The following is a 13,469-nucleotide window of genomic DNA, read 5'->3' on the forward strand; positions in this document are numbered from 1 at the left end:
AGACCACTTCGCGACACCAGAACGGTATGACGTCATCCTAGTTGATGCCCGTGCAGGCCTTCATGAAACTACGGCCTCCTCCGTTCTGGGCTTGGGCGCTGAGGTTCTGTTGTTCGGTCTAGATGAGCCCCAGACCTTTCAGGGCTACGCTGCACTCCTGGCCCATTTGGCGCGCTTTATCCCGCCCGAAGGCCCCCTCCCAGAGTGGGTCGAGCGCCTGACGATGGTACAAGGCAAGGCGCCCTTGGATGCCGGTGAGCGCGCCGGTTTCAAGCAGCGGTGCTTCACGCTCTTTACCCAGGCTGGACTGAGCCCACGTCCGTTCGAATCAGCCAAGGCGGCCCTTCTGCCGGCAGGCACGTTCAGTGATATCCCCTGGGACGACACCGTGCCCGATGAGGAGGTTCTGCCCGAGGATCGAGGTTCGCGCGAACCCCTAGCCGTGCTCGACGACACGCGATTCCAGCGCTTCGATCCCCACCGACGGCGCGACCTCCTGTCAGAGTCCGTGTATCGCACAGTATACGGGGAACTTATCGACCGGATTGAGAGCGCACTCTTTGCGGAAGCTCAGGTGAGCCCATGAAGACACCCTCTGCCGACTTCCAGGCGATTCGCCAAGCCATCGCGTCCCTGCCGGCCGACGTGTCCACTGATGCGATTGGCAGCCAAGCACCCAAGCTTGAGGAATTCTACGCACCGGAGACTCACGCAGTAGCAATCGACCCCGTGGCACCGCTTGTTCTGGGCGCTCGCGGAACAGGGAAGAGCTTCTGGGCAGGTGTGCTGGGCAACGTGGAATTGAGGAAGGCCGCCGCCGCTGCTTATCCAAAACTCGGCCTCAAGCGCCTGCAGGTCCAGTTCGGCTTCACCGGCCTAGATGGCCCCGAGGGTATCGGCCGCGAGAAGCTTGATGCGTGTGTTCCCCAAAATGCGGATGACAAGGACGCCCGCGCATTCTGGTGGGCCACCATCCTCAGCGCCCTGGCTCAAGCGGCAGGACAGCCGCCGCCAAAACTATACAAGTTGCTACCTTCGGCGAGGGATCTAGAAGCGCGTGAGGAGGTGCTCGCAGCTAACGAGCAAGCGCTGCGTGATAGCAACAGGACACTGCTCATCGTCTACGACGCGCTGGACACTACAGCGAGTTCGTGGCCCCGGCGGCGGCTCCTGACGCAGGCTCTTCTTGAGGTCGTCTGGTCCATGCGGGCGTATCGCGCCATTCGCCTCAAGCTATTCCTGCGACCAGATCAGCTTGAGGACGACGCCCTCCGGTTCGTCGAGTTGCCAAAGTTGCGGACGGGCGCAGTGCGGTTGACGTGGCCAGGCACTGATCTCTACGGATTGCTCTTCGCCCGCTTAGCGCTCGGTGACGCGGCAGAGCCATTCGAGCGACTGCTCACCAACCTCAAGCTACCCATAGGCTCTCGAAACGAGATCCTCGCGAGGAATTGGACCCTTGCGCACGATATTGGGGAACAAAAGCGGTTGATGGCTGCGTTGGCTGGCCCCTACATGGCTGATGGCCCACACGGCTATAAGAAAGGCAATACATACGACTGGCCGTTAGCACACCTCGGTGACGCCTTCGACGAGGTCACGCCTCGTAGCTTCCTGGGCCTCGCTATTGCTGCGGCGAAGTACGGTGCGGCGCCACCAGACCGCGTGATCACCCCCGATGGTGTCCGGCACGGCCTACGGGCTGCATCGAAAACTCGAGTCGATCAGTTGCACCAGGAGTTTCCGTGGATCAAGGGAGTGCTCGCACCGCTCGCGGGGCTCCTACTGCCACAAGACGAGGACGATGTTTTTAAAGTCTGGCGCAAGGCGCGCACGCTGCAAGATGCCCTCGCTGACGCCAAAAAGATGGACTACCTGCCCCCGGTTCCCGAGAATGCTAATTGTGATGAAAGCGATCTCTATGTTGCGCTTGAGCGCATCGGCGTGATGTTGAGGCGCACGGATGGACGCCTCGATATGCCCGATTTGTTCCGAGTAGCGGCCAAACTCCTCAAGAAGGGTGGGACGGCACCACTCTGAGCGGGTGTTGAACTGGGGCAGTCAGGCGAGTCGGCGGAGCATGAGCCGGCTCATGCCGGGTGGATAAACGCTTCCGAGGACCGCTGGGGAGGTGTCAAAGGAATCGTAGCGGTACCACCCCGACATGTCGTCTGACACCCAGCCCGGCAAGGCAGGTGGAGGACGAGCGAACCCGGGTGCCGGACGCGAGGGGCCCGCGCGCCTCACTGCCCGAGCGACGAGGGCGGCGGCTTGGCGCTGAACGAGGGCAGGTAGCACTTGCCCTGGTACTCGAAGAGGTCCTCCGGGCACGGGGCCTTCAGCTCATGAGGCGCCCAGCAGGCGCCGACGAGCTCGACCTCGGTGTAGCGCGTGCAGGGGGGACGCTTCTGTCCTTTGAAGGGCTCTTTGGGGAGAGGTCGGGCGAACACGGTTTGCTCCTGGGGGGTGGTGTCCGAGAGCCAAGCGCGGAAGTCCGATGTCCCGGCTGCCGTGGGCTCCTCTTGGCTCAGGGGCGCTGGCGGGGCGCTCGGGGGTTGGGACACCGAGGCCAGATGCACCAGCGCGAAGAGCAGGGCGCACACCGTGGCGGCGCTCACCACGCCCAACCCCAGGCGCCATCGGAGGCGGGGCTCGGGGGGGGCGGACACGGCGCGGAGCATGCGCCGCACTTCCTCGAGCGCATTCTCCAACGTGAACAGCAGCGACTCCGCCGACTGTCTGTCCTGGGCCCTGGTCCAGTCGGTGTGCTCCACCTCCATGGCGGAGTAGCCTCGTGAGGCCCAGGAGCCCAGGCGCACCCCCCAGTGCTTTCCCGGTGCCTTTGCCTCCTGCGCGGAGTGCTTGCGCACCAGGGCCGTGGCCCCGCTCGTCTCGTGCGTGGCCAGATAGAGTTCCTCCTGGCTGCCGGTGGACTGCTGTACCTGCTCCTGTATCAGGTACGGCCCCAACCGCTCCGGCTCCTCCCCGCTCGCTTCGGCCTTCTTCTCCTCGTCCACGCGTACCTCCTCGCTGGCCGCCCCACCTGCTGGAGGCCAGATGCTCTTGTTCGCATGGAGCGAGCCCTACTTCCAGGAGGTACTCGGTTCGTCAGGTGGAGGCCTACTCACAGGTGTCCTGGAGTTGCTTTCGCAAGTGCCCAGTCGGGCGGCCAGATGAGCAGCGCCTCGGGGCCCCGGCGGGCAGCTCGCGCTAGCGCCCAACGGACCGCAACCGCGCTCTGGAGCCGTCGCCAGACGCGCCGCCGTGTTGTTCGGGACCGCTCCAAGCCGACATGCGCAACCAAACCCTCCACAGGGTGGATGTCCGGAGTCCGGAGCGGCGCCTTTCGCCATACTGCCTCGGTGGCCTTCTCCAGGTAGACTGCCGGCCCCCGGCGCACGCCCTCCCTCGCGCCCCTCGCCCCGAGGCAGCCCTCCCCATGACCTTCACTTCGCTCGGCCTCTCGGAGGCGCTCATCCGGGCCGTGGCAGAGCTCGGCTACGACGCGCCCACGCCGGTCCAGCGCGAGGCCATCCCGGCGGTGCTGCGGGGCCAGGACGTCTGGGCCTCGGCCCGGACGGGCTCCGGGAAGACCGCGGCGTTCCTCCTGCCCCTGCTGCACTCCCTGAGCATGCGCCCGGGACGCACGCCACGGCAGGTGCGCGCCCTCCTTCTCGTCCCCACTCGCGAGCTCGCCGCCCAGATTGCCGAGGCCATCGGACGCTACGGCCGCTACCTGCCGAGCCCGCTCAAGAGCTGCCTGGCGGTCGGCGGCGTCTCGGCCAACCCCCAGATGATGGCGCTGCGCGGTGGCGCGGACCTCGTGGTGGCCACCCCGGGGCGCGCGTTGGACCTCGTGGAGCAGAAGGCCCTGCGGCTCTCGTCGGTGGAGACCCTGGTGCTCGACGAGGCCGACCGGCTGTTCTCGCTGGGCTTCGCCGACGAGCTGACGCGCCTGCTCGCGCTGCTGCCCGCCCGCCGGCAGAACCTGCTCTTCTCCGCCACCTTCCCGCAGGCGGTGCAGGCGCTCGCCGCGCAGCTGCTGCGCGAGCCCGTCCGGATCCAGGTGGAGACCGCCGCGCTGCCCGCCGCGGCGCCCCTCGTCCAGCGCGCCATCGCGGTGGACACCGGCAAGCGCACGATGTTGCTGCGCCGGCTGCTCGAGACCCACGCGTGGCCCCAGGTCCTCGTCTTCGTGGCCAGCCGCCACGGGGCGGACCACCTCGCGCTGAAGCTGAACCGCGCCTCCATCCCCACGGCGACCCTGCACGGCGAGCTGAGCCAGGGCGCGCGCACCCAGGCGCTCGCGGACTTCAAGGCCCAGCGCGTGAGGGTCCTCGTCGCGACCGACGTGGCCGCCCGCGGCCTGGACATCGCGCAGCTGCTCGCGGTGGTGAACTACGACCTGCCACGCTCCACGGTGGACTACGTGCATCGCATCGGCCGCACGGGCCGGGCCGGACAGCCGGGCATGGCGGTCAGCTTCGTCAGCGCGAGCACCGAGGCCCACTTCCGTCTCATCGAGCGCCGCCACCACCTCGACCTTCCGCGCGAGCGCATCGAGGGTTTCGAGCCGACCGAGCTCACCCCGCCGACGCAGGACCCGCACGGTGGCGTGAAGGGCAAGCGCAAGAGCAAGAAGGACAAGCTGCGCGAGGCGGCGGCCGCGGCGGCGCTGAGCGCCAGGCGCAAGCCATAGCGCCCGGGCTCAGGGCGCAGCTCCAAGGTGTCGGACGGCGCGGAAGGAGCGAGGTGTTGGAACGAGTCCTTTGATACCTTCCACGCGCGGCAAGGACATCCCCCAAGGAGCGGTATCGATGAGCGACACCTGGACGCCCGTTCTCTCCGGTGCCCTGCGCGCCCAGGCACTGGAAGCGGCCGAGGCCATCGTCCACGACATCTCCCGCGCGCCGCGGGTCATCCAGCGCAGGATGAGCCTGCTGGAGGGCCATCAGGGCATGGCCCTCTTCTTCGAGGCCGCGGCCCGGACGCTGGACGCGAACCTGCTCGACAGGGTGGCCCAACACCTCCAGTGGGCGGCGCTGGAGACGCTCCAGATCGAACGGCCGGCGGTCGGCCTCCACAGTGGCCTGGGCGGGCTGGGCTGGGTCGCCGCCCATCTGGCGGCGCGCTACCCGGACATGGACGTGGAGGAGGTGTGCGGCCCGGTGGACGAGGCGATCGCCCGGGAGCTGGAGCGCTCCCCCTGGCCGCACCCCTGCGACATCCGCGACGGAGTGGCGGGCATGGGGCTGTACGCGCTCGAGCGCCTGCCCCATCCCTCCGCGCGCCGGATGCTGGAGCGCATGGTGGCCCTGATCGACGGGGCCGCCGAGCACACCCCCCAGGGCCTCCGCTGGCCCATGCCGGAGAGGTACCTGCCCCTCTATGGCGATCCCAAGCGCTTCCCCCGCGGCGTCTACACCCTGGGGCTGGCACACGGCATGCCCGGCGCGATGGCCCTGCTGGCCGCGGCCCACGCGCACGGCATCTCGCGGGAGCGCGCGGCGGCGCTGCTCGAAGGGGGCCTGACGTGGGTGGCGGGCCAGGCGGGCCCCGACGGGCGCCCGGACTTCCCCCACTACCTGCATGGCGACGAGCGCGTCATGGACGAGCGCTTCAGCTGGTGCGTGGGCACTCCCGGCATCACCGCCGTGCTGTGGTGGGCGACGCGGACGTGGGGACACCCGGAGTGGCAGGCCCGCACGCTCGCGTGGGCGGAGGCCGTGGCGCGCGAGGCGTTGGATCGGCGGCCCTTCTCGCCCAGTGCGAACCTGTGCTGCGGCACGGCGGGCACGGCCCTGCTCTTCCTGCGGCTCTTCCACGCCACGCGCCGTCCCGTCTTCGAGGAGGCGGCGGTGCGCTGGTTCGAGCACACCCTGGCGCTGCGCCAGCCGGGCCAGGGCCCCGGTGGCTACTGCTTCGAGCAGAATCCGCAGCGGCCCGATGTCAGCCTCCAGTTCGGCGCCGCGGGCATCGGGCTCGCGCTGCTGGCCGCCGCCACCGGGCACGAGCCGGACTGGGACCAGTCCTTCCTCTTCTCCCTCCAGGTCCCCAACCTGTAGTCAGCAGCCAGGTGCCGTCCTCCGGCCAACGCCTCTCGGAGAAGAAGGATTAATTTTTCTGTTTCGAGTCGCTTATTCGAGGCCTAGGATGCTCTGGCCTTGGGCGGTGACCGCTGCCTCCTGGTTCCGTCCTGGCATCACCCCCAGAAAAAAGAGAGGGCTCCATGACGAACAACGAGAAGAAGCCGAAGCTGTCGGTGTCGCTGTCGCTGAAGAAGGAGACGCTGCGCGAGCTGCAGGACTCCCAGCTGAGCACGCTCGATCAGGTCGTGGGCGGCACGGGCTGCGGCTGCACCTATATCGAGGCGCGCACCGCGTATCTCGGGTAGTAGCGGTAGAGGCTCGTCGGCTGTACCCGAGGCTGGAGGGGTGGAATGCGCCATCCTTCCGGCCGTTTTTTTCAGCCCACCGATTCAATTTCGAGGGGAGCCCGGGTGCGCATGCGTGACTTCGCCGAACTCGCCCACCTGGACACCGAGGTGCTCCGCTCCCTGCTCGAGGCGGGGGAGGCTCCCGAGCGCGTCCGCGCCGCCTGGGCCCTGGCCTTGCGCCTGGGAGGAACGATCCGCCCCGACCTCGTCCAGGGCGCGCTCACCGAGCCGGAGCCAGGAGTGCGCAGGCATCTGGTGGTCGTGCTCGCGGGCTACCAGGAGCGGGCGGTGCTGGCCACCCTCGCGAGCCAGGACTTCGACGCGGCGGTGCGGGCCGTGGCCTGCCAGTACCTCGCGATGATCGGCCGCCCCGAGGACGCCGGGTCCTGGCGGGTCCTCCACGAGCGGCTGGAGGCGGATGCCTCCGGCGAGGTGCGCTGGGCCGCCATCGCCTACCTCCCGCCCCACACGCCCGCCTTCCTCCGGAGCGCGGTGGCCGCCAGGGTGGGGGACGAGAGCCTCGAGGTGCGACGCGCCGTCGCCGACAAGCTGCTGGAATGGGCCGGGCTCTCGGGGGACGGCCTGCCCGAGGTGGTCGTGTCCCGTCTCCAGCTCGAGCCCGACCTGGAGCTGCGCCGGGAGTGGGTGCGGGGTGCGTGTGCCCTGGGCGGGGATCGGGAACTCCTGGCGGCGCTGGTGGATGCGCCCGAGGGGACGCTCCGGTTCGTGTTGGAGCTCTACGCGGCACAGCGGGTGCGGCTCCCGTGGGAATGTCTGCGGCCCTTCACCCAGCATGGGCGGCCCGGGCTGGACTCGCTCCTGATCGGCCTGCTGGAGCCCGGCCCCCAGGATGAGGCGGACGCGTGGTTGCTGGAGGTGGCGCTGAGGTACTGGCGCGACTCCACCGAGGATTACGACAGGGAGAGCGCCTGGGCCGCGCGGGACGCGCTGGAGTGTCTGGAGGCACGGCTCGAGGCGGGGCACCTGCGCGAGCCGGACGCTTGGGTGTGCACGCTCGCCCGAAAGCTGTGGGAGGCCTTGGAGGAGGCACGGCGGCGGGCTCTCGAGGACCACGTCACCGGGTGCGAGGCGCTGGAGCACGACGAGTGTTTCGCCGAGGAGTGGCCACTCGACCGGACCCTGGAGACCCTCTTGGACCTCGCCAGTCGGGGGGACCCCCGGCCCGGCGACGACTGAAGCCGGTCGAGGTTCTGACTTTCAACCAGAACTCGCCCCTCTTCTGAAGGACCACCTGGGGCATCACCCCTCTGGCCCACCCTCTCCGGTGGGGTACTCCGACAAGCTCCTAGCGCGCGCTGCCCGCCGGGGCCCCGAGGCGCTGCTCATAGGCCTCCAGCGTCCGCCGCCAGGCGGGCCGTGCCTCACAGCGCTCGCGGTAGGCGGAGACCCGGGGGAAACCGTCGAGCACGCCCGCGTTGCGCACCTCGCGCAGCACCGTGGTCATCAGGATGTCCGCCACGGTGAACGCCTCGCCGGTGAGATACGGACGCTCCCGAAGCCAGTCCTCGAGCGCTGTCAGCCCGCGCCCGGCCCACTGCACCAGCTCGGGACGCCGCTGCGCGCCGGTGGGATCGGCGGCGCCGAGCAGATCGATCATCACGATCTGGAACAGCGGGGGCTCCAGGGTGTTGAGCGCGGCGAAGCACCAGCGCGTCACCTGGGCGCGGCCCTGGAGATCCGCGGGCATCAATCTGCCTGTCTTCTCCGCCAGGTACAGCAGGATCGCGCCCGTCTCGGTGAGCACGAAGCCGTCGTCCTCGAGCACCGGCACCTGAGCGAAGGGGTTCAGCCGCCGGTACTCCTCGCTGCTGAGTTCCCCCGCGGGATGATCCAGGCCGTGCACCCGGTAGGGCACGCCCAGCTCCTCGAGTGTCCACAGGGCGCGCAAATCGCGCGTGAGACCCACTACCTTCGAGTTGACGCGGCCGAAGCAGTAGAGCGTGAGCATTCCAGGAATATGGATACCGTGTCCACCCGCTGTCGAGGCGTTGGGCCGCCGGCCGCAAGCGCTGCCGTGACGAGTCCTTTGACACCTTCCCGGCACTTGCGTCCGGGTCGCGCACCACTCCGCGTGAAGTGAGGTGCTTCGCTGAACCTGCACGCCTGTCCCGTTCCGGCCTCGCTAGACTGGCACGCGATACCCGTCCGCTTCCGTGCGAGCCCTCCCATGATTCCACCCGCCCCACCCGAGGTGTCCGTATGAGTCGCGGAACGCTTCTCTTCCTCGATGACGATGCAGACCTGCAGGCGCTCGTCTCCACCTACCTGCGCGATCGGGGCTACCGCGTGGAGTCGGCCCGTACCGCCGCGGAGGCGCGCGAGGTGCTGGCACGCGTCCGGGTGGACGCCACCATCGTGGATGGAATGCTCCCGGGGATGAGCGGGGTGGAGTTCATCCAGGAACTGCGCCAGACGGAGCCAACCCTCCCCATCGTCTTCGCCTCCGCCTTCTGGAAGGATCTCACGAGCCACGACCACCTCAGCCGGCAGCTCCGGGTGGCGCGGGTGGTGCACAAGCCCTACACCCCCCAGGAGCTGTTCTTCTGGGTGGAGCAGGTGCTGGCCGAGCCCGCGGACTCGCGCTCGGCGTCGCTGCTGGAGGGCGCCAGTGACGAGGTGATCGCCGCCATGGCGGCGTTGAGCTCCGAGTATGGCGCCCTGCTGGGGGACAAGGTCCGGCTGCTGACAGCGGTGGTGGAGCGGGTGCTGCAAGGCGAGCGCGAGTCCCTGCGGGAGGCATACCTGCATGCCCACAAGCTTCATGGCACGGCGGGCTCCTGCGGCTTCGGCGCGGTGAGCGCGGCGGCGGGGCGCCTGGAGGCATTGCTGAAACAGGCCCGGGACGACAAGGCCCCGGTGGACCCAGGCGCCGTGCGCAGGGCGTTGCAAGAACTGGCCGAGGTGGCCCAGGGCGCGGTGTCCACGCTGGTGGAGAGCGCGGGCCCGGTGCAATCCCAGGGCACGGTGTTGGTGGCGGACGAGGATGAGGCGTGGCTGGCCGAAGTGGAGCGGATGGGGAAGGACCTGCTGGTGCGGGTGGTGACGGCGCGCAGCGCGGACGAGGTGGTGGCGACCGCGCTGCGGCGGGAACTGGATGGAGCGCTGCTGCACGTCAACCTGGGAGGCCGGGAGGGAGGCTTCACCACGGCGGCGCGCTTGCGCGGGGAGGACGGGTTGCAGTCCCTGCCGCTGGCCTTCTTCGGAACGGAGGGAGACGTGGCCTACCGGGTGGCGGCGGCCCATGCCGGTGCCTCCCTCTACCTGCCCCGGCCCTTCTCCGCGCGAGACCTGACGGAGGCGGTGGAGCGGATGGTGGCCACCCGACGTCCGGAGCGCTCACGCGTGCTGGTGCTGGATGATGACCCCGAGGCGGTGCGTGTCCTCAGCGCCGCCCTGACCAGCGCCCTGGTGGAGGTGGTGGGGATAGGAGACCCCTATCGCCTGGTGGAGGCGCTGGCCGAGCACCGGCCGGACCTGCTGCTGCTGGATGTGGAGATGCCGGGCCCCAGCGGGTTCGACCTGTGCCGCATCGTGCGCTCCATGCCCGAGTGGCGGGAGATGCCCATCCTCTTCATCACCACCCACACGGGGGTGGAGTTCCGGGTGGCGGCCTTCCGGTCGGGCGCGGACGACTACCTCGCCAAGCCGGTGCTGCGCGAGGAGCTGTGGGCCCGCGTGCAGTCCCGGCTGGAGCGGACGCGGCTGGCGCGCGAGCGCGCCGAGCGCGATGCCCTCACGGGGCTGTTGCTGCGCCGCCCCTTCCTGGACAACCTGCGCGCGCGGCTGGCCGACGCCCAGCGGCTGAGCCGGCCGCTGACGGTGGGCTTCCTGGACGTGGACCACTTCAAGAAGGTGAACGACACCCATGGGCACCTGGCGGGAGACCGGGTGCTGATGCAGATGGGACGACTGCTGGCGACGCGCTTCCGCCGGGAGGACCTGCGGTGCCGGTGGGGGGGCGAGGAGTTCGTGGTGGCCTTGCTGGGAGCCACGGCGGACAGGGCACGGGACATCCTGGCGCGCACGGCGGCGGAGCTGTCGCGGATCGAATTCGAGGGGGACAAGGGCCAGCGCTTCCGCGTCACCTTCAGCGCCGGGCTCGCGGAGACGCCAGGGGACGGCGCCGACCTGGAGACGCTGCTGCGCCTGGCGGACGAGCGCCTGTACCGGGCCAAGGTCCTGGGCCGCAACCGCATCGAGCTGTGAGCCGTGCGGCGGCGGGCTATGCCACGCCCGGCTCGGACTGCGTGCGCGCGGCATGCCGGAACAGCAGCGCCGACGCGACGAACATCGCGACGAAGAAAGCGTTGAGGAGCAGGATCTCGGCCGGCCCGCTGTAGGGCATGCCCCAGCCGGCGAGCGAGGCGATCACCGCGATCGCGAGCTGCGCGGCCGCCATGGCGAGCACCGTGCGCCCCATGCCCCGCGGCCGGAACCGCGCGAGCACCGCGCCGACGAGTCCGATGGCGAGCACGGTGCCGTACACCCGGTTCACGGGGTCTCCGTCGGCGCCGATGATGCCGACGCCCAGGCTCAGCCAGACGAGCAGCAGGATGGCCAGGATCGCCAGGCCGAGGCCGGCGCGGTACGCGGTGCGGGGGTGGGGGGGTCGCATGGAACGTCTCCTTCGTCGTGGTGGGTGGGTCGGCGGTCGGGCGTGCCGGGCAGGAGCAGAGGTAACGCAGGACGGGGCTGAGGCAGGGCCTGCCCTGGGTGAGCGGTCGTAAGGCGGGAGCGAGCGGCTGGGGCGGGGCGCCGAGCCGCACCCTCTGGATGACGCCGTCAGCCCGGGCGCCGCAAGCCATCCGCCCCCGTCGCGTGCTACCAGCGGCCCTGGAGGCGCTGCATGAAGTCGTACGGGTAGCCCAGCTCCAGGGCACTCGCCTCGTCCAGGCGCTGGAGCTGCGCGTCGTCCAGCTTCAGCTCCGCCGCCTTCAGGTTGTCCTCCAGCTGCGCCACGGTGCGCGCCCCGAAGACGACGGACGTCACCGCGCGCTTGCGCAGCAGCCACGCCAGCGACACCTGCGAGGGGGTGGCCTTCAGCTCGGTGGCCACCGCGTCCACCGCTTCCAGCGTGCGCCAGTGGCGCGGGGTGTCGAATCCCGCCAGCCGGTCCTTCCACTTCGCCAGGCGCCCGGCGTCCGGCGGCGGCTGGCCCTTGCGGTACTTGCCCGACAGGAATCCGCCCGCCAGCGGTGACCACGGGAGGATGCCCAGGCCGAACTGCTCGCACAGCGGGACGTGCTCCCGCTCCAGCTCGCGCACCACCAGGCTGTACTGCGCCTGCAGCGCCACGAAGCGGGTGAGGAGCTGGGACTTGCTCGTCCACAGGCTGTCCACCAGCCGGTAGGCGGCGTAGTTGCTCGCGCCGATGTAGAGCACCTTGCCCTGGCGCACCAGGTCGTCCAGCGCCCGGAGCGTCTCCTCCTCCGGCGTGTCGATGTCCTGCATGTGCACCTGGTACAGGTCGATGCGGTCCGTCTTCAGCCGGCGCAGGCTCTCCTCCACCGCGGAGCGGATGTGGTAGCGCGAGGCCCCGGTGCCGTTGGGCCCCTTGCCCATGCGGAAGCGGAACTTGGTGGCCAGCACCACCTCGTCGCGGCGCTTGGACTGGGTGAACCAGTTGCCCAGCACGCGCTCGGTGAGCCCGTCGTTGCCGTACACGTTCGCCGTGTCCCAGAAGTTGATGCCCGCCTCCAGCGCGCGGTCCATGATGGCGAAGGACGTCTGCTCGTCCGAGGCCACCCCGTGCATCATCGAGCCCTCGGACGGCTCGCCGAACGTCATCGTCCCCAGGCACAGGGTCGACACCTTCAGGCCGCTGTTCCCCAGCTTGCGATACTCCATCGTGCCCCTCCGTGTAGCGGTGCTCGCCGCGAGGCTCCCTCCCTAACGCGCGCGCGGGCCACACGCCACAAACGCGCGTGCACTGCCACACACGCTCGGATGTGAAGGAGTCCCTCGGCCACGATCATCGCTGGCCGCTCGGCCGGAACCTGCTTCAGCCAGGCCGGCGCGACCACGGAGGAGCCAATGAGCGCGTAGCCGTCGCGCTCGGGATAGAGGCGGCGCCTCAACGCGATGATCTCTGGGTAATCGACGTCGAACCAGCGGACGCTCGGGGGTGGAGCGACCCGGAAGACGCGGGTGTCCAGACCGCATCCCAGGTGCAGCACGGACGCGTCGGGGTTCGCGGCGATGAACGTCCGGACCCAGTCGTCGAGCGTCCTTCTGCCTGTCGGGGAGGAACCTGGCTCATTCCCTGGAAAACGGGGCTATTGGGTCTTGCCGCCTGTTCGTAGTATTCTTTTCCGGTTGAGAATTCCCAGGACTCTGGGATAGCGAGCGAAGTGGTTGCCCTTGGCTTTTCCCCTGGAGCGTTCATGCCGACGCTGAGTCGAACTGGTTTGCTGGCCCTGGTGGTACTGGTGGCGGGAGTGGGTTGCGGAGGGGAGCCCGAGGCCGGAGAAGGTCCGCCCAAGAGCCCTGACGTGATCGCCACGAGTCCGGCGGCTCTGAACACCTTGCCGGATCTCATCGTCACGGCCGTCAACGGGCCCGCCGTCGCCCGACCCTCCGGCACCTCCCCCCTGGTGCTCGTCACGGTGTGCAACCAGGGCACCATGAGTAGCTCGACGATGGCGGAGATCTACTTCTCCAGCGACAGCACCATCACCTCCAGCGACTTCCGCTCCATCTCCCTGTCGATTCCATCTCTGAACACCAGCCAGTGCCACACCGCGAGTGCTTCGGCGTGGACCCCCGGCGAAGGCACCTGGTACCTCGGCGCCATCGTCGATCCCCAGAACTCGTCCGCCGAGCAGCGGGAGGACAACAACGTCCTGGTTGGCAACGTCATGGTCACCAGGGAGTTGCCGAACCTGACGGTGGCCAGCGTCAAGGCGGCGGAGAGCGCCGTGCCCTACGGGGCCTTCACCACGGAGGTGTCCGTCTGCAACCGCGGCTTCATGGACAGCCCGCAGACGAACCTGGAGGTGCGGGTGTCCACGGA

Annotated in this window: 12 protein-coding genes and 1 pseudogene; 8 read left to right on the plus strand and 5 right to left on the minus strand. The window is 69.3% G+C overall.

Annotation, left to right across the window (positions count from 1 at the left end; genetic code table 11):
- A partial coding sequence (locus VF697_RS15725; RefSeq protein WP_331095778.1) for a hypothetical protein occupies positions 1-586 on the plus strand: 586 nt, incomplete at its 5' end.
- Positions 583-2,040, plus strand: coding sequence for a hypothetical protein (locus tag VF697_RS15730; protein ID WP_331095779.1), 1,458 nt, complete (start codon positions 583-585; stop codon positions 2,038-2,040). The genes VF697_RS15725 and VF697_RS15730, both read left to right, overlap by 4 nt.
- A 203-nt stretch (positions 2,041-2,243) precedes the next feature.
- Here VF697_RS15730 and VF697_RS15735 read toward each other — a convergent pair whose 3' ends face one another.
- On the minus strand, positions 2,244-3,017 hold the full coding sequence (locus VF697_RS15735) for a hypothetical protein (RefSeq protein ID WP_331095780.1): 774 nt from the start codon (positions 3,015-3,017) through the stop codon (positions 2,244-2,246).
- Positions 3,018-3,439: 422 nt separating this feature from the next.
- Here VF697_RS15735 and VF697_RS15740 point away from each other — a divergent pair, with 422 nt between their 5' ends.
- The 4 genes from VF697_RS15740 to VF697_RS15755 all read left to right on the plus strand — a co-directional run bounded on the left by VF697_RS15740 (position 3,440) and on the right by VF697_RS15755 (position 7,633).
- Positions 3,440-4,699 (plus strand): DEAD/DEAH box helicase, encoded by a 1,260-nt coding sequence (locus tag VF697_RS15740; RefSeq protein WP_331095781.1) that lies wholly within the window; start codon positions 3,440-3,442, stop codon positions 4,697-4,699.
- Between the two features lie 118 nt (positions 4,700-4,817).
- Positions 4,818-6,065 (plus strand): lanthionine synthetase C family protein, encoded by a 1,248-nt coding sequence (locus VF697_RS15745; RefSeq protein ID WP_331095782.1) that lies wholly within the window; start codon positions 4,818-4,820, stop codon positions 6,063-6,065.
- 164 nt (positions 6,066-6,229) lie between these two features.
- Entirely contained in the window at positions 6,230-6,394 is a 165-nt protein-coding gene (locus VF697_RS15750; RefSeq protein ID WP_331095783.1) for a hypothetical protein, read from the plus strand.
- A gap of 111 nt (positions 6,395-6,505) precedes the next feature.
- On the plus strand, positions 6,506-7,633 hold the full coding sequence (locus VF697_RS15755; protein ID WP_331095785.1) for a HEAT repeat domain-containing protein: 1,128 nt from the start codon (positions 6,506-6,508) through the stop codon (positions 7,631-7,633).
- Positions 7,634-7,742: 109 nt separating this feature from the next.
- Here VF697_RS15755 and VF697_RS15760 read toward each other — a convergent pair whose 3' ends face one another.
- A complete protein-coding gene (locus VF697_RS15760; RefSeq protein ID WP_331095786.1) occupies positions 7,743-8,405 on the minus strand; it encodes a glutathione S-transferase family protein in 663 nt (220 codons plus the stop codon).
- A 251-nt stretch (positions 8,406-8,656) separates the two neighbouring features.
- Here VF697_RS15760 and VF697_RS15765 point away from each other — a divergent pair, with 251 nt between their 5' ends.
- A complete protein-coding gene (locus VF697_RS15765) occupies positions 8,657-10,663 on the plus strand; it encodes a response regulator (RefSeq protein ID WP_331095787.1) in 2,007 nt (668 codons plus the stop codon).
- A 16-nt stretch (positions 10,664-10,679) separates the two neighbouring features.
- Here VF697_RS15765 and VF697_RS15770 read toward each other — a convergent pair whose 3' ends face one another.
- The 3 genes and pseudogenes from VF697_RS15770 to VF697_RS15780 form a co-directional block, all read right to left on the minus strand.
- Positions 10,680-11,072: a hypothetical protein gene (locus tag VF697_RS15770; protein ID WP_331095789.1), complete on the minus strand. Its 393-nt coding sequence runs from the start codon at positions 11,070-11,072 to the stop codon at positions 10,680-10,682.
- 206 nt (positions 11,073-11,278) lie between these two features.
- Positions 11,279-12,304: an aldo/keto reductase gene (locus VF697_RS15775; RefSeq protein WP_331095791.1), complete on the minus strand. Its 1,026-nt coding sequence runs from the start codon at positions 12,302-12,304 to the stop codon at positions 11,279-11,281.
- Positions 12,271-12,675: pseudogene (locus VF697_RS15780) on the minus strand (class I SAM-dependent methyltransferase); the annotation flags it as partial. The pseudogene VF697_RS15780 and the gene VF697_RS15775, both read right to left, overlap by 34 nt.
- A 273-nt stretch (positions 12,676-12,948) precedes the next feature.
- On the opposite strand from VF697_RS15780, the gene VF697_RS15785 reads away from it, so the two are divergent.
- Positions 12,949-13,469, plus strand: a 521-nt coding sequence (locus VF697_RS15785) for a CARDB domain-containing protein (RefSeq protein ID WP_331095793.1), incomplete at its 3' end; no start/stop codon positions are given.

It is taken from the genome of Archangium sp. (assembly GCF_036388035.1).
In the GTDB taxonomy this organism is placed as follows: domain Bacteria; phylum Myxococcota; class Myxococcia; order Myxococcales; family Myxococcaceae; genus Archangium.

Excerpts from the sequence above, each read along its gene's own strand:
- VF697_RS15730 (WP_331095779.1), top strand. The coding sequence starts at position 583 with ATGAAGACACCCTCTGCCGACTTCCAGGCGATTCGCCAAGCCATCGCG.
- VF697_RS15740 (WP_331095781.1), top strand. The coding sequence starts at position 3,440 with ATGACCTTCACTTCGCTCGGCCTCTCGGAGGCGCTCATCCGGGCCGTG.
- VF697_RS15745 (WP_331095782.1), top strand. The coding sequence starts at position 4,818 with ATGAGCGACACCTGGACGCCCGTTCTCTCCGGTGCCCTGCGCGCCCAG.
- VF697_RS15750 (WP_331095783.1), top strand. The coding sequence starts at position 6,230 with ATGACGAACAACGAGAAGAAGCCGAAGCTGTCGGTGTCGCTGTCGCTG.
- VF697_RS15755 (WP_331095785.1), top strand. The coding sequence starts at position 6,506 with ATGCGTGACTTCGCCGAACTCGCCCACCTGGACACCGAGGTGCTCCGC.
- VF697_RS15760 (WP_331095786.1), bottom strand. The coding sequence starts at position 8,405 with ATGCTCACGCTCTACTGCTTCGGCCGCGTCAACTCGAAGGTAGTGGGT.
- VF697_RS15765 (WP_331095787.1), top strand. The coding sequence starts at position 8,657 with ATGAGTCGCGGAACGCTTCTCTTCCTCGATGACGATGCAGACCTGCAG.
- VF697_RS15770 (WP_331095789.1), bottom strand. The coding sequence starts at position 11,072 with ATGCGACCCCCCCACCCCCGCACCGCGTACCGCGCCGGCCTCGGCCTG.
- VF697_RS15775 (WP_331095791.1), bottom strand. The coding sequence starts at position 12,304 with ATGGAGTATCGCAAGCTGGGGAACAGCGGCCTGAAGGTGTCGACCCTG.